Origin of the sequence: Hymenobacter segetis (genome assembly GCF_038448715.1) — a bacterium.
In the GTDB taxonomy this organism is placed as follows: domain Bacteria; phylum Bacteroidota; class Bacteroidia; order Cytophagales; family Hymenobacteraceae; genus Hymenobacter; species Hymenobacter segetis.
Genome location: NZ_JBCEVZ010000011.1, coordinates 64,473 through 87,947, shown reverse-complemented (window position 1 = coordinate 87,947; position 23,475 = coordinate 64,473). Strand labels below are relative to the sequence as shown.

Genomic DNA, 23,475 nt, shown 5'->3' with positions numbered 1-23,475 from the left:
CGGACAATCCCCGCAAAGGGCAGGCCATTGGCCTGCCCTTTGTTGTGCATGGTTTTATACCCCGCCTACCCCTAGCCATGCCGTGAACGATGCCTTGCACGCCGTGGCAGAGGTCTTTCACGGCGTGGCAGAGGTCTTCCACGGCGTGGCAGAGGTCTTCCACGGCGTGGCAGAGGTCTTCCACGACGTGGCAGAGGTCTTCCACGACGTGGCAGAGGTCTTGCGTGGCGTGGCAGAGGTCTTGCGTGGCATGGCAGAGGTCTTCCATAGCGTGGCAGAGCTCTTGCGTGGCGTAGCAGAGGTCTTCCACGGTCTGAAAGACCTCAATCACGGGAGCGCACCCAGCAGTAACTCAGCCGCGCCGCTTCTGTGGCTTGGGCGCTTCGGGCTGCTGCTGTAGCAGCTCCAGCAGCCGGGCGGGGGTGAGGCTGGTAAAGTCCTTGATGACGGTGAGCGGGGCCTGGAAGGCCGCAGCCGGCAGGGTGGTAGCCACGGCTACGCAGCGCATGCCGGCACGGTAGGCGGCCTGCTCGCCCAGCACGGCGTCTTCGAACACGATGCAGTCGGCCGACTTCACGCCCAGCTTGGCGGCGGTGGCGGTGTAGGTATCGGGGTGGGGCTTGCCTTTGGGCACGTCGTCCTTGCCGATGATGACATCGAAGTAGCGTCGCAGGTCGAGGTGGTCGAGGATGTAGCTCAGGGTAGGGCCGCCCGAGCCAGTACCGAGGCCGATGGGGAAGCCTTCGGCCCGGGCTGCTTGCAGGAAGGCCACGAGGCCGGGCAGGGCGCGGCGCTTGCTCCAATAGAGGGTACGGTAGAGGAACTCCCGCTGCTCGGCGTAGAGTTCGAGCTGCTTTTTGGGAATGGGGTGCCGGAAGACGCTTTGGATGATGTCGCCGGCCGGCATGCCGTTGAGGCGCTTGAGGAGCTGGCGGGCATTGGTGCTGAGGCCGAGGTCGCGGAAGAGAAGCTGGAAGGCGCGGGCCTGGATAGGAGTGTTGTCGACGAGGACGCCATCCATGTCGAAGATGAGGGCTGGTTTCATAATCTGGCGTACGCACGGCGGGCGGGGCGCGGCGGTATCTTTGCCGGGCTTTCGCTCAATTGCCATTCCATGAAGACCCTCCTTGCCTTAGCCTGTCTCGTTCTGCCCACCCTCGCGGCTACCCCTCCCGAGCCCGTGGCCCGCCCCAAGCTGGTGGTGGGCATCGTGGTCGACCAGATGCGCTACGACTACATCTACCGCTACTGGAGCAAGTACCCGGCGGGTGGGTTCCGGCGGCTGCTGGGCGAGGGCTTCAGCTACGAAAGCTGCCACTACAACTACGTGCCCACCTACACCGGCCCCGGCCACGCCAGCGTGTACACCGGTACCACGCCGGCCGTGCACGGCATCATCGGCAACAACTGGTGGGTGCGCGAGGAAGGCCGCGAAACCTACGTGACCGAGGACAAAACCGTGAAAGCCGTGGGCGGCACCGAGGCCGCCGGCCAGATGTCGCCGCGCCACATGCTGAGCACCACCATCACCGACGAGCTGCGCCTGGCCACGAACTTCCAGGCCAAAACCATCGGGGTGAGCATGAAGGACCGGGGCAGCATCCTGCCCGCCGGCCACTCGGCTACCGCCGCCTATTGGTACGACGGCACCAACGGGGCCTTCATCAGCAGCACCTTCTACCAGCCCGCCCTGCCGGATTGGGTGGCGAAGTTCAACGCCGCCCACCACGCTGCCGACTACCTCGCCAAGCCCTGGAATACCCTGCTGCCCATCGCCGACTACACCGAAAGCTCCCCCGATGACGTGGCCTGGGAAGGCGCCTTCAAGGGCGAAGCCAAGCCCGTGTTCCCGCATGATTTGCCGGTGCTCTCGGCCGGCGCGCCCGCCTCGGTGCAGCCCGCCCTCAAGAACTCGGGCGAAACGAAGAGCCCCCAGCCCCCCACCCAGAACCTCGACCTCATCCGCAGCACGCCCTTCGGCAACAGCCTGACCACGGACTTCGCTCTCGAAACCCTGCGTCAGGAGCAGATGGGCCAGCGCGGCATCACCGACTTCCTAGCCGTGAGCTACAGCTGCACCGACTACGTGGGCCACCAGTTCGGCCCCAATTCCATCGAAGCCGAAGACACCTACCTGCGCCTCGACCGCGAGCTGGCCCGCCTCTTCGAAGCCCTCGACAAGCAAGTAGGCAAGGGCCAGGCCCTCGTCTTCCTCACCGCCGACCATGCCGCCGCGCACGCCGTGGGCTTCTCGCAGGCCCACCGCCTGCCCGGGGGGGGCGTGGGCCCGTCGGTGATGCGCGACTCGGTGCAGCGCGCCCTCACCCGCCAATACGGCCCCGGCCAGTGGGTGCTCAGCTATGAAAACCAGCAGGTGTACCTCAACCGCCCGCTGCTCCAGAAGAAGAACATTGACCTGGCCAAGGCCCAGCAAGCCGTGGCCACGGCCCTGCTCACCCTGCCCGGCGTGACCCAGGCCCTCACCGCCCTCGACCTGCAGCGTGCCCACTGGAGCGAGGGCCTGGGCATGTACCAGGAAAACGGCTTCTACGCCCCGCGCTCCGGCGATGTGCTCACCGTGCTAGCCCCCGGCTGGCTGGAGGCCTACGCCTTCCCCGTGGTGAAGGGCACCACCCACGGCTCGGCCGGCGCGTATGATACGCACGTGCCGCTGCTGTTCTGGGGTTGGGGCGTGAAGCACGGCGAGTCGTCGGCCTCCGTTCACACCGTGGACATTGCGCCCACCATTGCGCAGTTTCTGCACATCCAGGAGCCCAGTGGGTGCTCGGGCGTGCCGCTACGCGAAGTGCTGGGCCGGTAAGCCGACTTTTATTAACAAACTCCCTGTTCTGCTTGTAATTTTGTCTCTGGCCGTTAAGATAGGCGGCTGCTTTCCCTGAATATGACCCACTTCAACCCCTGGCACGACGTGTCGCGCGGCGACGAAACCCCTACTGTCGTCCAGTCCATCATCGAAATCCCCAAAGGCAGCAAAGGCAAGTACGAGCTCGATAAAGAGAGCGGCCTGCTGAAGCTGGACCGCGTGCTGTTCTCGGCCGTGCACTACCCCGCCGCCTACGGCTTCATCCCCCAAACCTACTGCGACGACAAAGACCCGCTCGACATCCTGGTGCTCTGCTCGGTCGATATCGTGCCCATGTGCCTCGTGGAAGCCAAGGTTATCGGCGTGATGCAGATGGTGGACCAGGACGAGGAGGACGATAAAATCATCGCCGTGGCCGCCCACGACATCTCGGTGAACCACTACAACGACATCTCCGACCTGCCCCCGCACACGCTGCTCGAAATGCAGCGCTTCTTCGAGGACTACAAGGCCCTGGAGCACAACAAGCACGTCACCGTGGAGCGCTTCATGGGCAAGGAAGATGCCTACCGCATCATCAACGACAGCATCAAACTCTACCAAGACACCTTCGGCGACCGCAAGGCCGAATAGCCCCACCGGCCCCCGGCCAACGACAAGGCGAAGCTGACCCCCACAACGGGGCAGCTTCGCCTTTTTTGCGTGCGCGGGCCGCAGCAATGCCGTTAAGCTGGCTCTCCGCCCTGCCGCAACACCAAGGCGGCGGGGCCGACGGCCGGCCTGATTTACCTTCGCCCCGTGGATTCTTCCCCTTCTTTGGCCGCCCCCGTTGCCGCCCGCCCTTTCCTGCGGCGGGCCTTCGATGCGTTGCTGTTTAGCAGCGTGTGGCTGGCCGGCGCGGCAGCTGCCCAAACGGCGGCCAGCTTCCGCCGCTGGCCCGCCGCCGGGGGCGTGAACGGCCGCGTGGTGGCGCTGGTGTTTGCCGCCACGCTGCTCGTGTACAACCTCGATGCCGTGCTGCCCTTCAAGCACCGGCAGCCGGCCGCCGGCTCGGGGCGCAAGGCCTGGCAGCAGCGGCACCGGCGCGGACTGGCCGCGCTGGCGGGCATAGCGGCGCTGGCCGCTGGCTACTTTTTTCTGGCCGATGGCTGGTGGCGCTACCTGCCGGCGCTGCTGCCCCTCACGGTGCTGGCGCTGGTGTATTCGTGGCCGCTGGTGCGCTGGCAGGGGCAGCGCCGTGCCCTCCGCGAAGTGCCGCTGCTGAAGGGTTTTCTGATTGCGGGGGTATGGTCGGCCATCACCGTGGGGCTGCCCGCCCTGGCCCTGCACCACCCGCTGGCCGAGGCTGCGGGCCTGCTGGGCCAGCGCTTCTGCCTGGTGCTGGCCCTCACCATCGTGTTCGATATCCGCGACCTGAGCCGCGACCGGGCGGCCGGCACCCGCACCTTCCCGGTGGTGCTGGGCCTGGCCGGGGCCAAAGCCGTGGCGCTGGCTTTCCTGGCTGCCGCCATGCTGCTGGGCTTCGAGCGCGGCGTGGCCCCGCTGGGGTTGTGGCTCACGGGCCTGTCCGCCGCCACGGTCATCCTGCTGGCTGATGAGCGGCGCAACGACTACTTCTTCGCCTTCCTGGCCGATGGGGTGCTGCTGGTGCCGGCTGTGCTGTATTTCGTGGTGTAACGCCCGGCCGTATTTTGCGCGCATTCACTCCACCAAACACCTCCTATGGCTGTTGTTGACCCTTCTACCATATTCCCGCTGGCCGGCTATGACCGGCTGTGCTTCCTGAAAAACGTGGTTGACCACCCGCAGATTACCGTGGGCGACTACACCTATTACGACGACTTCGAGGACGTTGCCAACTTCCAGCGCCGGGTGCGCTACCTGTTCGATTTCACCGGCGACCATCTGCGCATCGGCAAATTCTGCATGCTGGCCTCGGGTGTCGAGTTCATTATGAACGGGGCCAACCACCTGGCCCAAGCCGTGAGCGCCTACCCGTTTGCCGTGTTCGGCGGCGACTGGGCCGGGGCCATGGCCGGCAAGACGTACCCGAACAAGGGCGACACCACGGTTGGTAATGACGTGTGGGTTGGCTACCGCGCCACCATCATGCCAGGCGTGAGCATTGGGCACGGAGCCATCATCGGGGCCTGCGCCGTGGTCACGCGCGACGTGCCGCCCTACGCCATCGTGGGCGGCAACCCCGCCCGCGTCATCCGTATGCGCTTCGATGCCGACACTGTCGCCTGCCTGCTGGCCCTGGCGTGGTGGGACTGGCCCATCGAGAAAATCACCCATTTCGCGCCACTGTTGACGGGCGATGTGACGGCGTTTCTGGCAGCGGCTGAAGAGTAGCAGCTGCTTTGGGTTGTGCTACACCTCACTCAGTGCCGGGCCAATGTGCCGCACGATATCCCCCGCCACCAGCCCGACCTGCCCGGTTTGCGCCGCCCCCAAATCGCCGGCCCGGCCGTGGGCATACACCCCCAGCCGCACCGCCTCGAAGGCCGGAATCTGGGCGTGGGCGCGCAGGGCTAGCAGTAGGCCCGTGAGCACGTCGCCGCTGCCGCCGGTGGCCATGCCGGCATTGCCGGTGCTGTTGAAATGCAGCTCGCCAGTGGGCGTGGCTAGGCAGGTGTAAGCGCCTTTTAGCACCACCAGGCAGCGATATTGGATGGCGAAGTCGCGCAGCAGTTCCAGGCGGTGATAGTCGTCGCGGGCCGGCTCGGTGAGGCGCTCGAACTCCTTGGGGTGGGGGGTGAGGACGGTGTTTTCGGGCAGCAGCTTCAGCAGCTCGCGGTGGCTGCCCAGCAGGTTAAGCGCGTCGGCATCGATGACGAGGGGCAGGGGCTGGCCGGTTTTTTCGAGGGGCTTATCTGCCGCTTTCAGCAACTGGCGCAGCACTTCGAGGCTGGCGGCTTCCTGCCCCAGGCCGGGGCCGATGCCCACGGCTTGGTATGGTTTCAGCTCCGGCAATTCGCTAATAAAATCGGCCTGCGTATCGGTCAGGCACATGGCTTCGGGCTGGCTGATTTGGAAGATGTCGTAGCCACAGCCGGGGATGTGGGCCGTGAGCAGCCCTACGCCGCCGCGCAGGCAAGCCCCCGCCGAAAGCACGGCCGCGCCCATCTTGCCCCGGCTGCCGGCCAGCAACAGCGCGTGCCCAAAGGTGCCCTTGTGGCTGAATTTGGGGCGCGGCGGCAGGGCCCCGGCCACAGTGGCGGCATCGGTGTAGTGCCAGTCGGTGGCGGCATTGGCGAGGAAATGCGGGCTCAGGCCAATTTCCTTGAGATGCCATTGGCCCACGAATGCGGCATTTTGCGGCAGCAGAAAAGCCAGCTTGGGCAGGCCGAAGCTGACGGTGTGCTGCGCCCGCACAATAATGCTGTCGGCTGGCTGCGGAGCATCGGCGAAGAGGCCGCTGGGAATATCCACGGCGACCACGCGGGCCGCCGCCGTATTCAGGTGGGCTACCACCGTGGCGGGCAGGCCGGCCAGCGGCCGGGTAAGGCCCGTGCCGAACAAGGCATCAATTACCACAGCACCGGGCATAATATGCGGCAGGCTTTCCGCGCTGATTTCGGCCACGGGCACGGCTTTTGGCAGGCGGCGGCGGTTGTGCTGCCAGTCGGCCGACTGCTTATCGGCGGGCAGCAGGGCCACGCGCATGGCGTAGCCGGCCTGGTACAGCAGGCGCGCCACGGCCAGCCCATCGCCACCGTTGTTGCCGGGGCCGCACAGCACCAGGGTTTCGCCGGCGGCGTGCGGCGTGAAGTGCCGGGCGAACCACTCGGCAAAGGCCCCGGCGGCCCGTTCCATCAGTTCAACGGAGGGAATGCCCTGCTCTTCAATGGTGGCCTGGTCGAGCTCGTGGGTTTGGGCGGCGGATAAGATGTGCATGGGAGGGAGGAGGAATAGGAAGGGTTACTTTTGGGGATGCAGGAAACCACTCGCGTCTTCATCGTGCCCGGCCTCGGCAGCTCGGGCCCCGACCATTGGCAAACGTATTTTGAGCGCGCACAGCCGGATTTTATCCGCATCGAGCAGCGCGAATGGGACGTGCCCGACTGCGCCGAATGGGTCGCCCGCCTCGAAGATGCCCTCGATGGCGAAGACCTGAGCCAGGTGGTGCTGGTGGCCCACAGCCTGGGCTGCGCCACCATCGCGCACTGGGCCGGGCAATATGGCCACCGCATCAAGGGCGCGCTGCTGGTAGCGCCCAGCGACGTGGAAACCGCGCACTACGCCGCCTTTCCCACCACCGGCTTCGCCCCGATGCCGCTGGTCCGGCTCCCTTTCCCGAGCAAAGTCGTATTCAGCCAGAATGATGAATGGGTGACGCCCGCCCGCGCCCGGCAGTTTGCCGAGGCATGGGGTAGCGAGCTGGTCGACATCGGCGCGGCTGGTCACATCAACACGGCCAGCGGCTACGGCGAGTGGCCAGCCGGACTGGCGCTGCTGGAGGAGTTGGGGTGAGTGGAAGAAAGGCTATGGAATTTAGGCCGTCATGCAGAGCGCAGCGAAGCATCTTTACTGCAATAGTAATTTGATTTACTGCTGCGGTAAAGATGCTTCGCTGCGCTCTGCATGACGTTCTTTTTCCGTTCCATCTCCCAACCCCCCTCACCAAAACCGCCGTGTAAACTCCACTGATACATAAAACAGTTTCTCGGCATTGCCCCACTCCGGCACGTGCAGCGGCACGAGGTAGGCCGGAATGAGGGCAAAACTGCTGCGGCGCGTATCCAGCGAAATGGGCAGCGACAGCGTGTAGCCGGTACTGGTGAAACCCGGCGTATCGGGCGTTTCCAGTACGCTGGTGGTTTTTGTTTTGCCGGGCAGGCCGTTCTTTTTGGTGGTGGCAATCTGCTGCTGCACGCGGCGGGCCAGGCCGGCGGCGTAGAAGCGCTGGGTGCCTGTGCCCAGCTCAAAAGTAGGGGTGATGTTGAGGGTATCGTGGGCAAAAACCGGCAATGGGAAAGCGTGCGACACGTTCCAGGTGAGTACCACGTCGCGGGTGCCGCCGAAAAAGGCATCGGCCGTGAGGCTGGCGTAAACGAAATCGAAATCGTGGGTCAGGCTGGCTTCCACGTTGTCGGTGATAGTGGCGCGGAGCAGCTTGCTGTTGGCCGGCACGAAGAGGTGGGTGTATTGCAGGCTCCACTCGGTGGGGCCGTGGCCGGCGTGGGCGTAGCCCAAGGTGCCTTCGTAATCGTCGAAAAGCGGCTGGTCGGGGCCGTAGGAGCTGTTGAGGTAGGCCCCCGCATACAGGCCGCTGCGGGTTTGGTAAGTGAGCTGGGTGCCGAGGTAGCCGTGGTCATCGGCCGCGTCGGGGGCGCGCATGAGGTAGGCGTTGCGGTTGGCCGTGGTCAGGTCCACGATGAAGCGCGGCGGCGCGGCGGGTCTGGCTAATGTCCGGCGCGCGGCCACTGAGTCGGCGGGCGGAGCCGGGCTTTGCGCGGCGGCTGGCTGCAGCTCCGGCAGCGCTAAAAACAGCAGGGACACAAGCAATAGGCGCATAGCAAACAGCAAGGGGAGGGAAGCGAAAGCAGAGGCGCGAGATGTGCCCCGATAGCCGACGGAAACGGCCCGGCCAACGGTGTCAGACCAACGACTTCGGGACAAGATTAACCGGCGTTAAATGAATGTCTTATGAGATAAAAACTGGGTGCGCTTATTCATTCCACCTACATCTTGAAGCGGGAATTTTGCTGCTCTCAACCCTCACTATTTCTGCCCTGGCCATGTCTGCCGCCGATACTTCCCCGCAGGTTTTTCAGAGTTTTTCGCCCCGGCGCTGGCAGCGCTTCCTGTGGGGCGCGCGCATGGCTGTGGCGCTGCTGCTGCTGGCCGGCGCGGGACTGGCCTGGGCCTTGTTCCAGCAGTCGGCCACGCTGCTGCCGAAAGCCTTCGGGCCCAACGAAACCTACAAGCAGATTCTCAACCCCGCCCACCTCGCCACGCTGGCCAACCGCCACAACCGCGCCTACCAGACCCTGCGCCAGCAACTGCCCCGGCATGTCCACGGCTACCGCGACCCGCGCAGCAAAGCCGCCGTGCCGCTGGCCCAGCAGGTGCCCCCGCGCCGAAACCCCGCCCCGGCCTTCCGCGACGGCCTGCCCATCCGGGCGGGCTTCTACGTGAACTGGGACGCGCAGTCGCTCAATACCTTGCGGCATCAGGTAGACAAGATGAACATGGTGCTGCCCGAGTGGCTGTTCGTGCCCGACCAGGCCGGCCAGCTCAGCACCGACATCGACACGGCCGCCCTGGCGCTGCTGCGCCGCCACCCCGGCGTGGCCGTGGTGCCCATGATTTCAAACTACTATAAGGAGAAGTGGAACGGCGGCAACGTGCGCCGCATGATTGCCACCGAGCGCACCCGCCAGCTGTTCATCACCAACGTGTTGCAGGCCATCCGGCGCTACGGGTTTCAGGGCGTGAACATCGACTTCGAGAGCCTGAACCTTGACGACCGCGCCCCGCTCGAAACCTTCCAGCGCGAATTGTACGCCGCCCTGCACGCCGGCGGCTACCTCGTGACGCAGGACATCGCCCCGCTCAACGACGACTACGCCCCCGCCACCCTGGCCCGCTCCAACGACTACCTGATTCTGATGGCCTACGACCAGCACGAAACCGGCAGCGGCCCCGGCCCGGTGGCCGCCCACAAGTGGGTGGAGGACATTCTGACCAAAATGGAAGCACAGGTGGACCCACGCAAGCTGGTGCTCGGCCTGGCCGCCTACGGCTACGACTGGCGCACCGACGGCGGCAAAAAGCACATCGAAGGCACCGACCTCACCTACCAGGAAGCCCTGACCACGGCCAAGGAATCAGAGGGTAAAATCCACTTCGATAACGATACTTACAACCTCGATTTCAGCTACGCCGACGAGCACGACCACCCGCACCAGGTGTTTTTCACCGATGCGGCCAGCAACTTCAACGCCATGCGCGCCGCCGACGACCAGGGCCTGGCGGGCGTGGCCGTGTGGCGGCTGGGCTCCGAGGACCCGCGCCTGTGGACGTTCTTCAACCGCAGCCTGCGGGCCGATAGTTTGCAGAAATCCGGCCCCGTGCTCATGCAGCGCCTGCGCCGGCCGGTGGGCGCGACCGATGTCGACTATATCGGGGAAGGCGAGGTGCTCGATATTCTCAGCGGTCCGCAAAATGGGCGCATCGACCTCGGGCTCAATGCGCCCGACCAGCTCATCAGCGAGGAAAACTATGCCGTGCTGCCCACCAGCTACGTGGTGCGCAAGCTGGGCCTGGCCCCCAAAACCGTGGTGCTGACCTTTGACGACGGCCCTGACGAAACCTATACGCCGCAGGTTATCAAAATATTGCAGCAGGAAAACGTGCCGGCCGCCTTCTTCGTGGTGGGCGAAAACGCCGAGAACAACGTGCCGCTGTTGCGCCAGCTCTACGACGACGGCTATGAAATTGGCAACCACACCTTTTCGCACCCCAACATTGCCAACGTGAGTTCGGCGCGCGCCGAGCTGGAGCTGAACGCCACGCGCCGCCTCATCGAGTGCGTGACCGGGCACAGCACCATCCTGTTTCGCCCGCCCTACAACGCCGACTCCGAGCCGCAGAGCCTGCAGGAAATCGAGCCCATCATGCTGGCCAAGCACGAGAACTACCTCACCGTGGGCGAAAGCATCGACCCGCAGGATTGGCGCAAGGGCGTCACGGCCGACGAGATTTTCAATCAGGTGGTGAAGGAGCAGGCCAACGGCAGCGTGATTCTGTTGCACGACGCGGGCGGCAACCGCGCCGCCACGGTGGCTGCCCTGCCGCGCATCATCCACTACTTTAAGCAGCGCGGCTACCGCTTCATCACCGTTTCGGAGCTAATGCACAAGCCCAAAGCCGAACTGATGCCCGCCCTCGCCAACGACCACGACCGCCACCTGGCCGAAGCCAACTGGGCCACCGTGGTGGGCCTTTATTTCCTGGAGCACGGCCTCTACACGCTCATGCTGCTGGGCATCATCCTCACGCTGGGGCGGCAGCTGGCCGTGGCCACGCTGGCCTGGGTGCAGCACCGCCGCACCCGCGCCCGCGAAGCCGCCGCCCCCGCCCCGCCCGCCGAGACGGGTGGCGTGTGGCCCCGCCTGAGCATCATCGTGCCGGCTTACAACGAGGAGGTGAACGCCGTGCGCAGCCTCGAAAGCCTGCTGCGGCTCGATTACCCTGATTTTGAGGTAGTGTTTGTGGACGATGGTTCAAAGGATGCCACCCATGCACTGGTATCGGCCGCCTTCGCCAATAATCCGCAGGTGCGCGTGCTCACCAAGCCCAACGGCGGCAAAGCCTCGGCCCTGAACTACGGCATCGCCCGCGCCGCCAGCGACTTCGTGGTCTGCATCGATGCCGATACCCAGCTCGACCCGGCCGCCCTGCGCCACCTCCTCAGCCACTTCGATTCGCCGCAGGTGGGGGCCGTGGCCGGCAACGTGAAGGTGGGCAATGAGCGCAACCTGCTCACCCGCTGGCAGGCCATCGAGTACATCACCAGCCAGAATTTCGACCGCCGCGCCTTCGCCCTGCTGGGCGGCATCACGGTGGTGCCGGGGGCCATCGGCGCGTTCCGCACGGCGGCGTTGCGGGCCGTGGGAGGCTTCACCACCGATACGTTGGCGGAGGACTGCGACCTCACCATCCGGCTGCAGCGGGCCGGCTACGGCGTCACCTACGCGCCCCGCGCCCTGGCCGTGACGGAGGCGCCCGAAACCGTGGCCATGTTCCTAAAGCAGCGCTTCCGCTGGTCGTTCGGCATCATGCAGGCGTTCTGTAAGCACCGCGCCGTGTGCCTCAACCCGCGCTACGGAGCGCTGGGGCTGGTGGCCTTCCCCAATCTGCTGGTGTTCCAGCTCATCCTGCCTTTCCTCAATCCCCTGGCCGATTTGCTGATGCTCTACTCGCTCTTCACCGGGCAGGGTGGCCCGGTGCTGGGCTACTACCTGGGCTTTTTGGGGGTCGATGCCGCGGCGGCGGCGCTGGCCTTCGGCTTCGAGGGCGAGCGCCGGAGCCGGCTGTGGGGCCTGCTGCCCCAGCGCTTCGTGTACCGCCAGCTGATGTACGTGGTGCTGGTGCGGTCGGTGCTGCGCGCCCTCAAGGGCGAGCTGCAAAGCTGGGGCGTGCTCCAGCGCACCGGCAATGTGGTGGCACCCGTATCGGGTGAGTTGACGGCGAGCCGCAGCGTGTAAGGAAAGAGCGGAAGAGGCGTCTATCCAGCGCGGCCGAAAACCTCCCGGCTCCGGCCGCGTTTACCTTATTCCTGCCGCTTTCCTCCAAATAACTCCCCGATATGCAAACCTGGAACGACGTTATCCGCCTCGCCAACCATCCCATCCCTTCGCCCCGCCGCGTGGAGAAAACGCCCGAAGAGTGGCGCGCCCTGCTCACGCCCGAGCAGTTCCACGTCACCCGCGAGCACGGCACCGAGCGCGCCTTCACCGGCGAATACTGCGAGGCCCACGAAGCCGGCCTCTACGCCTGCGTGTGCTGCGGCACCCCGCTCTACGACTCGCGCACCAAGTTCGAGTCCGGCACCGGCTGGCCCTCATTCACCCAGCCCGTGGACGAAAGCGCCATTCGCTACAAGAAGGACACCAGCTACGGCATGACCCGCATCGAAGTGCTCTGCAACGTGTGTGATGCCCACCAGGGCCACGCCTTCCCCGACGGCCCCGCGCCCAGCGGCCTGCGCCTGTGCATCAACTCGGCCAGCGTGAAACTGGTGCAGCAGGAACAGCCTGCTAACGGATAATTATTTCCGAATAGTATATTATATATACTATTTAATATATTTAGTAAATTTATGTCTGGTTGGTCAGCGTCTGCTGACTGGCCAGGCATTTTTTTATCCCAAACTATCCCAAAACTCCTTGTGCCATGCTAAAACGTACTTTTTCCATCGCAGCAGGTTTGTTTCTGGCGGGGGCGGTAGCTTCGGCCCAAACCGTTACTTCCTCGCCCAGCGCCTCGGGTGGGCTCCTGGATAGCCGGGCTACCGGCGGGGTGCCTGCCACGGTCCTGCGGCAAATCACCGCCTTGCCGTTGCAGGAAGCCATTTTTCAGAACTACACCAACGGCGACTGGGCTAACTTTTCGCGCTCCCGGTACTCGCGCTACCGGGGGACGCTGCCAGGGCTCATTGAAACCGACCGCAGAACTGGCACTACCTGGACCCTTACTTCGGCCAGCTACCTGCGCTACAACTCGGCCGGGCTAGTGCTCACCGACACGATTCACCAGTTCCAACAGCCCACGTTCGGGCCGTTTGTCGTGCTGGTGAATACCTATAACACCCCCACCCAGGTGCGCTGGGAGTGGACATTGAGCCGGACCCCGGGCAGCGCCGCCAGCGTGCCCTTCGATTCGACGAGCCGCAGTACGCATACCTACAACGCGGCCGGCCAGCGCACCCAGGTGCTCCACCAGTTTTACATGACCCGAACGTATTTGGCCACCTCGCGCGACTTGTACACTTATAACGCTCAGAATCTGGTATCAGTGGCGGAAACCCAAAATACAATCAACAACGGCGCTACCTGGGTACCATCCACTCGCAGCACCTCTACCTACACCGCGACAAGCAAGCCGCTGCAGATAGTAACCGAAATAGCGCCGCCCACCACCGGCGTGTACGCCAACTCCACCCGCGATACCTACCAATACGACGCGCAGGACCGGACCTCGGTGGTGACAACCGACAACTGGGTTAATAACGCGTGGGTGGTCAATTCGCAGGATTTGTACGCCTACAATGCCGCCGGCGACGTGGCTTCGGTGACGAGCCAAGACTGGACGGGCAGCGCCTTCGTGAATGTGTCGCGGATACTGTTCAACTACCAGCAGGTGACGAGCAGCCGCGGGGCATTGGCCCGTCAGCTGCTGGCCGTGGTGCCGAACCCCAGCGAAGCAGGCACCCAGGCCCAAATTCTGCTGGAAACCGGGGTAGCCGCCTCCAGCGGGGCCGTGTTCGACCAGCTGGGCCGCCAGGTGGCCGTGCTCACGAGCACACCCGCGCAGGCCGCGCGCGGCACCCTAGCGCTGCCCGCCAACCTGCCGGCCGGGCTGTACCTGGTGCACCTGCGCGCCGGCACCCGGCAGTGGCAGGCCCGCTGGCAGCAGCTGTAATTCTGAGCCCTGCCCTGGGGCGGCCCGCCGCCTCGCCCTGCCCCAATCCCGTAGCTTTGAGCCCCGGTTGAAGACACCTTCGACCGGGGCTTTACGTTTACTTCTTTTTAGCCCACCATTCCACCCGCGCCATGTCTCTGTTGTTTAATGATTTCGCCTCCTGGGGCGCGCACTGCGCCGAAACCGGCGAGCCCCTCTACCAGCCCGTCCTCGCCTACGAAATCGAGCAGAAGGGCCGCACCGAAGACGAAATCTGGGCCGGCCTGCAACGCGCCTACGACGTGATGCGCGACGCCGTGAAGGAAGGCCTGACCGGCGACATGACCTCGCGCTCGGGCATGATAAACAACGGGGCCAAGAAAATTGCCGCCTCGCCCGTCACTGTCCTCTCGCCCGAGTTCAAGCAGCTCATCACAAGGGCTTTGGGGGCCAAGGAGGTGAATTCCTGCATGGGCCGCGTAGTGGCCGCGCCCACGGCCGGGGCCTCGGGCATCCTGCCCGGCGTGCTGGTCACCATTCAGGATTTGCATAAACTATCCGACCGCCAGATTCTGGAAGGCTTGCTGGTGGCGGCCGGCATTGCCCTCATCATTGAGCAAAATGCCTCGCTGGCCGGGGCCGTGGGCGGTTGCCAGGCCGAAACCGGCTCGGCCGCCGCCATGGGCAGCGGGGCCATCGTGTACTGCTTGGGCGGGCCCGTGGAGCAGGTGTTTGCCGCCGTGGCCGTCACCATTCAGTGCATGCTCGGGCTGGTGTGCGACCCCGTGGCCGGCCTCGTGGAAGTGCCCTGCGTGGTGCGCAACGCCTCGGCCGCCGCTATTGCCTTTTCGTCGGCCCAGATTGCCATCGCCGGCATCGACCCGGTTATTCCCGTCGACCAGTGCGTGGCAGCCCTCGGCGAAGTGGGCCAGGCCATGGAAACCCGCTACAAGGAAACCGCCCTCGGCGGCCTGGCCGCCACCAAGCGCGGCAAGGAAATCGAGAAGATGGTGCTGGTGCAGGACGTGAATATTCTACCCGACGAAGCCGACCATTAAGCTTCCCAACAAGACACAAAAAAGCCCCGCTGGCAATGCCAGCGGGGCTTTTCAATGGGTGCCAACCAGCGACTACTCGCGCACCAGGCGGCGGGTTTCCACGCCGTCGGTGTTGCGCAGGCGCAGCAGGTACACGCCCGTGGCCACACCCTTCAGGTCGAGGGTGCGGGTGGCGGTACCGGCGTTGGCCGGCAGCAGCTCGCTGATGATAACCCGGCCCAAGGCGTCAAGCACCGTGAGCTGGGTAGCGAGGCGGTAGCCGGTCAGCTCCAGGGTCATCTGGCCCGTGGGCGTGGGGTTCGGGTACACCTGGAGGCTGGCCCCGGCAATGCCGTTGCGAGCCGCCGTGATAACCAGCGGGGTCGAGGGCAGCGACACGCAGCCATTGGCATTGGTCGTGGTCACGGTGTAGGGGCCGTACTGAGCGGGCAAGCCGTTCACCACGTAGGTCTGACCCGTGGCACCAGTGATGATGTTGCCGTTGAGGTACCACTGGTTGCCGGTCGTGGCGCTGGAAGTCAGCGTCGTGGTCGTGCCGTTGTACACCACGCTGATGGTGGGCGTAGCTGGGCGGGGGTTCACCGTGAAGGTGGCCGTGGCCGTGGCCGCAGCGCAACCACCGGCGGCGGCTACTGTGTTGGTCACGGTGTAGGTGCCGGCCGTGGAGGTGGCCAGGTTGATGGCACCCGTGGTGGCGTTAATCACCAGGCCCGTGGTCGAAGAGAACGTGCCGGCCGATGCGCCGGTGCCCAGCGTGGGCGTCACCGCGGTGGTCGAACCCGCGCAGCCCGCCGTAGTGGCGTAGCTGAACGTCGCCACCGGAGCAGCCGTGATGGTCACCGTGGTGGTGGCCGTAGCGGCGGCACAACCGCTGGCAGCGGCTATCGTGTTGGTCACGGTGTAGGTGCCGGGCGTGGACGAAGCCAGGGTGATAGCGCCGGTGGTGGCATTAATCGTGAGGCCCGTGGTCGAGGAGAACACACCAGCCGTGGCACCCGTGCCCAGTACAACGGCCGGAGCCGTGGTCCCGCTCACGCAGTAGGTCGAAGTAGTGCCGTAGCTGAACGAAGCAACCGGGGCCGCCGTGATGGTCACCGTGGCCGTAGCCGTGGTGGCAGCGCAGCCGCCGCTGGCGGCTACCGTGTTGGTCACGGTGTAGGTGCCGGGCGTCGAAGACGAGAGGGTGATGGCACCCGTGGTGGCATTCAGCGTCAGGCCGGTGGTCGAAGAGAACGTACCAGCCGTGGCACCGGTGCCCAAGGCAACGGTGGGGTTGGTAGCGCCGCTCACGCAGTAGGTCGAAGTAGTGCCGTAGCTGAACGTCGCCACCGGAGCCGCCGTGATGGTCACCGAAGCCGTGGCCGAGCTGCCGCAAGCGCCGGCCACCGTGTACGTCACGGTGTAGGTGCCAATGGTCGAGGCGCTCAGGTTAATGGCACCGGTCGTAGCGTTCAGGCTCAGGCCCGAAGTGGAACTGAACGTGCCGCCGGCCGTGCCCGTCACCGTGGGCGTGGGGTTGGTGCCGCTGGCGCAGAAGGTCGCGCCCGAATAGGCGAACGTGGCCGTGGTGGCCGGCGTGATGGTTACCGTAGTAGTGGCCGTCGCCGCAGCGCACGAGCCCGAAGCCGTAATCGTGTTGGTCACGGTGTAGGTGCCGGCGGTGGAAGTGCTGAGCGTGATAACGCCGGTGGTGGCATCGATGCTCAGGCCCGTGGTCGAGGAGAACGTGCCAGCCGAAGCGCCGGTGCCCAGCGTGGGCGAAACGGTGCTGGTGCTGCCGGCGCAATACGTCGTGGCCGTGGGGTAGCTGAACGTAGCCACCGGAGCCGCCGTGATGGTCACCGAAGCCGTGGCCGAGCTGCCGCAAGCGCCGGCCACCGTGTACGTCACGGTGTAGGTGCCAATGGTCGAGGCGCTCAGGTTAATGGCACCGGTCGTAGCGTTCAGGCTCAGGCCCGAAGTGGAGCTGAATGTGCCGCCGGCCGTGCCCGTCACCGTGGGCGTGGGGTTGGTGCCGCTGGCGCAGAACGTGCCTGTGGTGTAAGCAAACGTGGCCGTAGTAGCCGGCGTGATGGTCACTGTGGCGGTGGCCGTGGTCGCGGCGCAGGCACCGCTGGCGGCCACCGTGTTGGTCACGGTATAAGTGCCGGGCGTCGATGCACTCAGCATGATAATGCCGGAGAAGGGGTCAATGCTCAGGCCCGTGGTCGAGGAGAACGTGCCAGCGGTAGCACCCGTGCCCAGCGTGGGCGAAACGGTGCTGGTGCTGCCGGCGCAATACGTCGTAGCCGTGGGGTAGGAGAACGTAGCCACCGGAGCGGGGCTGATGCTCAGCGTCTGCGTAGCCGTGGCGGCGGCGCAAGGGCCCGAGGCAGCCGACGTCAGCGTGATGGTTACCGTGCCGGCGGCCACGTCCGCAGCCGAAGGCGTGTAGGTCGCGTTGAGCGTGGTGGCATTGGGCGAGAACGTGCCCGTGCCGCTGGTGCTGTAGGTGCCGGTCGTAACCGAGCCGCCCACAGTGCCCGTCAGCGCGAAGGCCGAGGTGCCGCAGGTGCTGGCCGTAGCGGCCGGGAAGCTGGCCGTAGCCGGCTGCGTCACGTTCACCTGAATAGGTGTACGAGCAGCAGCGCTTACGCACTCGGTGCTAACCTGGATATTGAAGAAGAAGTAGTACGTCGTGCTCGCTCCGCTGATGTAGCCGCCCGTAACCGATATCTGACCGCTGGGCGAAGTGTAGGGGAACGTGTTGCTACCCGAGTCGCGGTACAGCGTGGGCGGCGTGGGGGTGCTCGACGTGACGAGGCGATAGGTACCCGCCGCCGGTACGGCCAGGTTCAGCGGCAGAACCGTCGGAACCAGTGCCGTGGTGCTGCCGGCCGGGATGGCAAACGGCCCAACCGTCGTGATAACGGCACCAGTGGCGTTGTTCACCAGGTCGACGCTCATCGAACCGGCCGTAGCCGTGGCATTGTATACAGTGGTTGATTGCAGGGTCAGGGGACCCGTGGTGGTGAACACCACGCCCGTACCAGTGCCGCTGTAGCCGCCGTTGGTTTGAATGGAGGTAGCCTTGCCTACTGTCTCGCTACTGCCCGCCACGGTAAAGGCTTCGGCGTAATAGGTCGCGTTGGCCGTGAGGGCTGGCGTGGTGTAGCTGCCGGCCGTGGCCAGGGCCGTGCCGCCCGTGGCCGCGCTGAAGAAGCGTACCGAAGCGCCGGCCGAAGGCGTAGCCGTGAGGGTAGCCGTGCTGCCTGCGCAGATGGCGACCGGCGTGTTGGTGGAAGCCACCAGCGGGTTGTTCACCGTGATGGTGCTCACGTTGGAGGTAGCCGTGCCGGTATTGCAGCGCACCTGGGCGCGGTAGTACGTAGTAGCCGTGAGAACCGGCGTGGTGTACGTAGCACTGGTCGCATTGGCTATGTCCGTGAAGGTCACGTTGTCGGTGCTGCTCTGGTACTGAATGCTGCCATTGGCCGCACCCGCGAGGGTGAGCACGGTGGTGCCACTCACGCAGAGGTTGGCAGAGCTTGCGGCCAGCGTGCCAACCACCGGAGCTGCCACCGTACGGGTGGGCACAGGCGTCAGTACGTCGTTGGCCGTGTTGCCGTCGCCGGTCACGGTGGCCGTGACGGCGAACGAGTACGTGCCTACGGCGCTCATGTTAAGCGTGCCGGGCAGCACCACGGTCTGGGTGGCCCCGCTGGCCAGCGTGCCCGTGCTCAGAGTCGTGGTCAGGGGAATGGTGCCCCCGCCGGGCAGCGTCACTGTTACGCTGATGGTAGCCGGCGTGGTGCTGAAGTCGAGCGTACCCGTACCGGCGTTGCGAATGCTCACGCTCACCGGTTCGGCGGTGCCGTAGCAGGTGCTGGTCGTAGCCGGGGCCACCAGCGCCACGGCGGCGAGGTCGAAGGAGAGCGGCGTGAATTCATCGGCCCCGATGTCGGGGGTCGAAGCATTGCGGGTTTCGCCGTCGAAGTCGGTCGTAATGCCCGCGATGGGCGTGGCGGCGGCGTTCACGGCTACTGCCGCGGCGTGCAGGTCGGTGGCCGACGTGAACACCGGGTCGGCGCTGATGGAGTTCGCATCCTTGCCCGTGGCCGTGCGCAGGGCCGCCAGCGTGGTTTGGTTGGCGCTGCCGAAGTACGCCAGGGTAGCTTGGGTACCGCTGCTGTAGTAGTCGTTGTAGTTCAGCGTGGTGTAGGCCGCAGCCGGGGCCGCGCTGTAGAAGGCGTAGGCACTGCCCGCGCCGGCGCTGTTCACCTGCGAGTTGGCGAAGATGTTGTTCTGCACGTTGAGGCCCGTTACCGAGGCATCAACCCCAAACGCTATCGAGAAGCCGGCAGTGTAGTTGTAGTTGCCGGTCAGGTTCACCGAGTTGTAATACACGTTCACGCCGCTCATCGCCGAGGTCAGCAGCAGGCCCACCGTGCCACCACTCGTCAGAGTCGTGTAGCTGGTGCCCTGAATGTCGCTGATGAAGTTGTTGCTGATGCGCAGGTTGCTGTTGGCCGTGGCCGTCGACACCCGGATGCCGTAGCCGCCGTAGCCGCCCGTGCCCACGCCCACCACGCCGCTGATGCGGTTAGCATCAATGACCAGGCCCGTCGAGGCCGTGCTCACGTTGATGCCATAGGCGTAGCCGCCGGTGCCGGTGTTCACAATGCCGCGCACCGTGTTACCGTTTACAGTGCCACCGGTCACGCCCACCACACTCAGGCCAAAGGGGGCTGTGGAGTTGGTGACGTTCTGCAACGTATTGCCGTTGATGGTGGCATTCACCGAGTTGCCCACGTAGAGGGCCGTCGTGCCAATGTTAGTAGCTGTAGCGGCCGTGGCCGGGCCCACAATGTTGCCCTGGACCACGGTGTTGTCGTTGCCACCGGCCGAAACCGTGGCCGCGCCGTTAACCTGAATACCAATCGTAACGCCCACAACGCTGTTGTTCTGCACCGTCAGGTTGTCATTATCAGAGCCTTGAGCGACGATGCCGAGCACGCCCGACGTGATGGCGCTGCCGCCCACGACGTTCAGGTTGCGAACCGTCATGTTGGTCGAGCCCAGCGTGTTGGTGGTGGGGCTCAGCACCAATACGTGGTACGCACCGCTGGTGGTGCTGGTGGTGGTCAGGGTCAGGTCGCGCGAAGTGCCGTTGGTGGCGTTCGAGCCGTCGAGCGTGATAAAGCGCGGGTTCTGGAAGGCCAGTAGGGAAGAAGCGCCCGTGATGGTGCTCGTTACGCCCGTGTTGGGCTTGATGGTGAGCGTGTTGGTGGCGCTGGCTTCTGGGTTGTTGAAGAAAGCAATCGGGAACGTCTCAGCGGTCGAATACGTGGCATCGAGCAGCAGGAACGTGACCGCACCGGCCAGGCCGTTGGTATTGTAGGCGTTGGCTGCGGCCGTGAGGGTGGTGTAGGTCCGGGCCGGATTGGGCGAGGTGCCCGCGCCTACGTAGTACACTCCAGCCAGCGTGCCGAGGATGGTGTACGAATAAAACGTTGCCGGCGCGGTGCTGAAGGTGCCGCCCGCCGGGTTCGACGAAACGTTGCCGGGCACATCCTGGGCCACTACATAATACTGGATAACGTCGCCGATAACTACGCCGCCCAGCGTGGCGCTGTTGAGCGTGAAGGTGTAGGCACTGCCGCTCACGCTCGTGGCCAGGGCCGACGTGAACGCGCCGCTCGTGCCCTTGCGGTAGAAGATGCGTGGGGCCGTCGTCGTCGAAATGCCGCTCGGGTCCGTGATGGTGACCGTGAGGGTGCGGTTGGCCGTGCTGCTGGTGTTGCCCAGTGCAACCAGCGTAACCGTCGGGCCCGTCAAATCCAGCGGGGTGAAGGTGCCTTCGTCAGCCCCCAGGTCGGGAGTGGTCGTGTTGCGGGTATCGTTGTCGAAGTCGGTGGTAATGCCGCTAACGGGCGCACCGGCGCTTTCCACCTGCGTCGCCACGGCGGGGTTGATGTGCAGGAAGGTTGCGGCCGTGCCCGTGGTGCTCAGGAACGGTGCGTCTTCGGTCACGGCCGCCTGGTCGCGGTTCACCATGAAGGCTTTGTAGGCGGCCAGCGTTTGCTGGGCGTTGGTGGCCGTGGTGGTGCCCTCCACGTAAATCAGGTTCGTGGCCGAGGGCGTGCCGGCGTAGTAGAGGTTGTTGTTGGTGGTAGTGGCCAGGTTGGCGGGCACCGTGCCCGCCGTGCCCGTGCTGCGGCGCAGGGCGGCGGTGTAGCCGCCCGTGCCTACGGCCGTCGATTTATTCACCACAATGTTGTTGCGCAGGTCTACGGTCGTAGGCGTGCTCGAAAAGTAAATGCCCGAGGTGCCGAACGTGGCCCCCGTGCTGCTGGCATTCAGGTATACCGTGTTGAAATAGGCATTGATGGTGGTGCCCGAGCTGAAGTACAGGCCGTTCACGGCCGTCAGGCCCGTTGCCGCCGGAGCCTGGAGGTCGCCCACCAGGTTGTTATACAGGGTGATGGTGGTGCCGCCGGCGGTATAAATGCCGTAGAGCGTCGCACCGGCGTTGCTACCCGACAGGCCATACACCTTGTTGCGGTAGATGGTAGGCGTTGTAACCGACGTGTAAATGCCATAAACCGACGATGCTCCCGAAGTGCTCAGCCCGCCAATGGTGTTGCCGTAGGCGGCGGCCTGCGCCAGTCCCGAGTTGGAAATGTTCAGGCCATACACCGTGCTGCCGCCGCTCAGGCCCGTCACCGTGTTGTTGAAGAACTGCGAACCAGTATTGCCGTACGAATCGTAGATGCCGTACAGTGCCCCGGTAGGCGTGGTGCCGGCCGTGATGTTGGTAATCTGGTTGCCCGACCACAGCTGCGTTTCGCTCGAAGAGCTGGTGTTGTACAGGCCGTAGAATGCCGAGGAGCCCGCCACCGAAATGTTGTTGTACACGTTGTTGGTCAGCGACTGCGTGCCGGCCCCCGAGCCGTTGTTGTAGTAGCCGTACATCGTGCCCGATGCCCCCGTGCGCGTCACCCCCGACACCTGGTTGCCGCTGACGGTTGCTACCGCCGCGCTGTGGTTGTTGTAGATAAGGTAGGTGGTGCCGGTGGTCGAGAGCGTCGTGTTATTGATGATGTTATTCGAAATAACAATTGTGGCGGGCGAAACCGAGTTGTTAATGCCGTACACCGTGGCCGAAGTGGCCGTCAGGTAGGACATCGACAAGGTATTGCCGCTGATGGTAATCGTATTGGTCGTCGGCGTACCGCCCGATGAGTTTTCGATGCCCGACAGCTGTGACGAGGTGGCCCCGCTGGCCAGCGTAACGATGTTGTTGGTAATATCGATGGTGGCGGAGGTGCTGCTGGGCGTGTAAATGCCCCGCAGCGTGCTCGTAACCGTGCTGGCTGCCACAGCCGTCGAGGCCGTGGCCGACGTGTAGTTCAGCGTGCTGTTGATGGTGTTGCCCGAAATCTTGAGGCCGTTCTGGTAGGTGCCGCCCACGCCGTAGCCCGAGGCCGTGCCCCCGAAGTTGCCAACGGTGTTGCCCGTCGTTACCCCGATTTCGTTGTTCTGGTCGAAGTAAGCAACGGCCGTAGCCGAGCCCGCCGCCAGGTAAATGCCAACCAGCGAATTGGTTACCACGTTGCCGTAAATCTTGTTGCCGGAGTTGGCACCGGCTGCACTCGTGGCCGGCACGGCCGTGGTGTTGGCAATGGCCGAAGCCAGGCCCGCGATGCCGATGGTGGCGGTATTGGTCTTGTTCAGCGTCACCACGCAGTTGCGAATGGTGTTGAACTGGGCACCGTCGGTGGCCGAGGCCCGGGCCAGCGCGTAGCCAAACTCCATCTGTGTGGTGGTGGTGGTATTGGCGGCGTTTTCGGTCACGTCCAATCCATTGAATGTCACGTAGTCGGAGCCAGCCAGGGCAATTACTGCATCCACGGAAGTGCTCACGCCTACACCCGCCGTAATGAGCGGGTTGGCACCAGTGCCCGATTTCTGGAACACAATGGGGTTAACGGCGGTGCCGGTGGCCGTAATGACTAGGTTGGCGGCCGTTTCGGTGTAGCCCGCCGCCACGTTAAACGTGACGCCGCCTGCGCCCACGCCTTGCGCGTTGAGGGCCGTGATAGCTGCGGCCACGGTGGCATAGTCGCCCGGAATGGTCTTGGCACCAGTGAGCTGGGCATGGGCCGTGGTGGCGCTCATTAACGCCAAAAGCGTTACCGCCAGCCACCGGCCCAGCCGGTTGCTTAATAAAAATGTGTGCATAGAGGTTTGGAAATAGAGTTGGGGAAGAGGGTGAAGAGAGAAGAGGAAAAAAGAAAAAGAGTAAGTTGAATTAAGCCAGTAAATGGGGGCGTAAATTAATCAATATTCCAGCGCTTGGCTATTATCATTGGTAAGGGTGTAGTCCTTCTTGTTGCTGAAATTATGCAAAAGTCCTTCAGTTAGTATTTTAAGCCGGTTTTTGCCCGCAAAATATATTCTAACCAAGCTTTTAGGCGG

General features: G+C 64.5%; 14 protein-coding genes. 10 read left to right on the top strand and 4 right to left on the bottom strand.

Annotation, left to right across the window (positions count from 1 at the left end):
* Positions 1-82: 82 nt before the first annotated feature.
* Positions 83-400, top strand: coding sequence for a hypothetical protein (locus AAFH49_RS06890; RefSeq protein ID WP_342296845.1), 318 nt, complete (start codon positions 83-85; stop codon positions 398-400).
* On the opposite strand, the gene AAFH49_RS06885 is transcribed toward AAFH49_RS06890, so the two are convergent.
* A complete protein-coding gene (locus AAFH49_RS06885) occupies positions 353-1,045 on the bottom strand; it encodes an HAD family hydrolase (protein WP_342296843.1) in 693 nt (230 codons plus the stop codon). The genes AAFH49_RS06890 and AAFH49_RS06885 overlap by 48 nt on opposite strands.
* A 69-nt stretch (positions 1,046-1,114) precedes the next feature.
* Here AAFH49_RS06885 and pafA point away from each other — a divergent pair, with 69 nt between their 5' ends.
* The 4 genes from pafA (at position 1,115) to AAFH49_RS06865 (ending at position 5,179) form a co-directional block, all read left to right on the top strand.
* Positions 1,115-2,821 (top strand): alkaline phosphatase PafA, encoded by a 1,707-nt coding sequence (pafA, locus tag AAFH49_RS06880; protein WP_342296842.1) that lies wholly within the window; start codon positions 1,115-1,117, stop codon positions 2,819-2,821.
* An 81-nt stretch (positions 2,822-2,902) separates the two neighbouring features.
* On the top strand, positions 2,903-3,457 hold the full coding sequence (locus AAFH49_RS06875) for an inorganic diphosphatase (protein ID WP_342296841.1): 555 nt from the start codon (positions 2,903-2,905) through the stop codon (positions 3,455-3,457).
* Positions 3,458-3,622: 165 nt separating this feature from the next.
* Positions 3,623-4,501, top strand: a complete 879-nt coding sequence (locus AAFH49_RS06870; protein ID WP_342296839.1) for a UbiA prenyltransferase family protein — start codon at positions 3,623-3,625, stop codon at positions 4,499-4,501.
* Positions 4,502-4,546: 45 nt separating this feature from the next.
* The gene (locus AAFH49_RS06865; RefSeq protein WP_342296838.1) at positions 4,547-5,179 is read left to right on the top strand and encodes a CatB-related O-acetyltransferase; all 633 of its coding nucleotides are present in this window, start codon (positions 4,547-4,549) and stop codon (positions 5,177-5,179) included.
* A gap of 18 nt (positions 5,180-5,197) precedes the next feature.
* Here the strand turns inward: AAFH49_RS06865 and AAFH49_RS06860 are convergent, their stop codons facing one another.
* Positions 5,198-6,724 (bottom strand): NAD(P)H-hydrate dehydratase, encoded by a 1,527-nt coding sequence (locus tag AAFH49_RS06860; RefSeq protein WP_342296836.1) that lies wholly within the window; start codon positions 6,722-6,724, stop codon positions 5,198-5,200.
* A gap of 36 nt (positions 6,725-6,760) precedes the next feature.
* On the opposite strand from AAFH49_RS06860, the gene AAFH49_RS06855 reads away from it, so the two are divergent.
* Positions 6,761-7,300 (top strand): RBBP9/YdeN family alpha/beta hydrolase, encoded by a 540-nt coding sequence (locus tag AAFH49_RS06855; protein ID WP_342296834.1) that lies wholly within the window; start codon positions 6,761-6,763, stop codon positions 7,298-7,300.
* Positions 7,301-7,447: 147 nt separating this feature from the next.
* On the opposite strand, the gene AAFH49_RS06850 is transcribed toward AAFH49_RS06855, so the two are convergent.
* Positions 7,448-8,344, bottom strand: a complete 897-nt coding sequence (locus AAFH49_RS06850; protein ID WP_342296832.1) for a hypothetical protein — start codon at positions 8,342-8,344, stop codon at positions 7,448-7,450.
* A gap of 224 nt (positions 8,345-8,568) precedes the next feature.
* On the opposite strand from AAFH49_RS06850, the gene AAFH49_RS06845 reads away from it, so the two are divergent.
* From AAFH49_RS06845 to sdaAA, 4 genes are all read left to right on the top strand, one after another.
* Entirely contained in the window at positions 8,569-12,042 is a 3,474-nt protein-coding gene (locus AAFH49_RS06845; RefSeq protein ID WP_342296831.1) for a trifunctional glycoside hydrolase family 18/polysaccharide deacetylase/glycosyltransferase family 2 protein, read from the top strand.
* Between the two features lie 101 nt (positions 12,043-12,143).
* Complete coding sequence (gene msrB / locus AAFH49_RS06840) at positions 12,144-12,605, top strand: peptide-methionine (R)-S-oxide reductase MsrB (RefSeq protein WP_342296830.1); 462 nt, start codon at positions 12,144-12,146, stop codon at positions 12,603-12,605.
* 125 nt (positions 12,606-12,730) lie between these two features.
* Positions 12,731-13,978: a hypothetical protein gene (locus tag AAFH49_RS06835; protein ID WP_342296829.1), complete on the top strand. Its 1,248-nt coding sequence runs from the start codon at positions 12,731-12,733 to the stop codon at positions 13,976-13,978.
* A 131-nt stretch (positions 13,979-14,109) separates the two neighbouring features.
* On the top strand, positions 14,110-15,015 hold the full coding sequence (sdaAA, locus tag AAFH49_RS06830; protein WP_342296827.1) for an L-serine ammonia-lyase, iron-sulfur-dependent, subunit alpha: 906 nt from the start codon (positions 14,110-14,112) through the stop codon (positions 15,013-15,015).
* A 72-nt stretch (positions 15,016-15,087) separates the two neighbouring features.
* Here the strand turns inward: sdaAA and AAFH49_RS06825 are convergent, their stop codons facing one another.
* Positions 15,088-23,238, bottom strand: coding sequence for an Ig-like domain-containing protein (locus AAFH49_RS06825; protein ID WP_342296826.1), 8,151 nt, complete (start codon positions 23,236-23,238; stop codon positions 15,088-15,090).
* Positions 23,239-23,475: the final 237 nt, after the last annotated feature.

Coding starts and splice junctions, on each gene's coding strand:
- AAFH49_RS06855 (WP_342296834.1), top strand. CDS start 6,761: ATGCAGGAAACCACTCGCGTCTTCATCGTGCCCGGCCTCGGCAGCTCG.
- AAFH49_RS06825 (WP_342296826.1), bottom strand. CDS start 23,238: ATGCACACATTTTTATTAAGCAACCGGCTGGGCCGGTGGCTGGCGGTA.
- AAFH49_RS06845 (WP_342296831.1), top strand. CDS start 8,569: ATGTCTGCCGCCGATACTTCCCCGCAGGTTTTTCAGAGTTTTTCGCCC.
- AAFH49_RS06860 (WP_342296836.1), bottom strand. CDS start 6,724: ATGCACATCTTATCCGCCGCCCAAACCCACGAGCTCGACCAGGCCACC.
- AAFH49_RS06835 (WP_342296829.1), top strand. CDS start 12,731: ATGCTAAAACGTACTTTTTCCATCGCAGCAGGTTTGTTTCTGGCGGGG.
- AAFH49_RS06850 (WP_342296832.1), bottom strand. CDS start 8,344: ATGCGCCTATTGCTTGTGTCCCTGCTGTTTTTAGCGCTGCCGGAGCTG.
- sdaAA (WP_342296827.1), top strand. CDS start 14,110: ATGTCTCTGTTGTTTAATGATTTCGCCTCCTGGGGCGCGCACTGCGCC.
- AAFH49_RS06865 (WP_342296838.1), top strand. CDS start 4,547: ATGGCTGTTGTTGACCCTTCTACCATATTCCCGCTGGCCGGCTATGAC.
- AAFH49_RS06875 (WP_342296841.1), top strand. CDS start 2,903: ATGACCCACTTCAACCCCTGGCACGACGTGTCGCGCGGCGACGAAACC.
- msrB (WP_342296830.1), top strand. CDS start 12,144: ATGCAAACCTGGAACGACGTTATCCGCCTCGCCAACCATCCCATCCCT.
- AAFH49_RS06885 (WP_342296843.1), bottom strand. CDS start 1,045: ATGAAACCAGCCCTCATCTTCGACATGGATGGCGTCCTCGTCGACAAC.
- pafA (WP_342296842.1), top strand. CDS start 1,115: ATGAAGACCCTCCTTGCCTTAGCCTGTCTCGTTCTGCCCACCCTCGCG.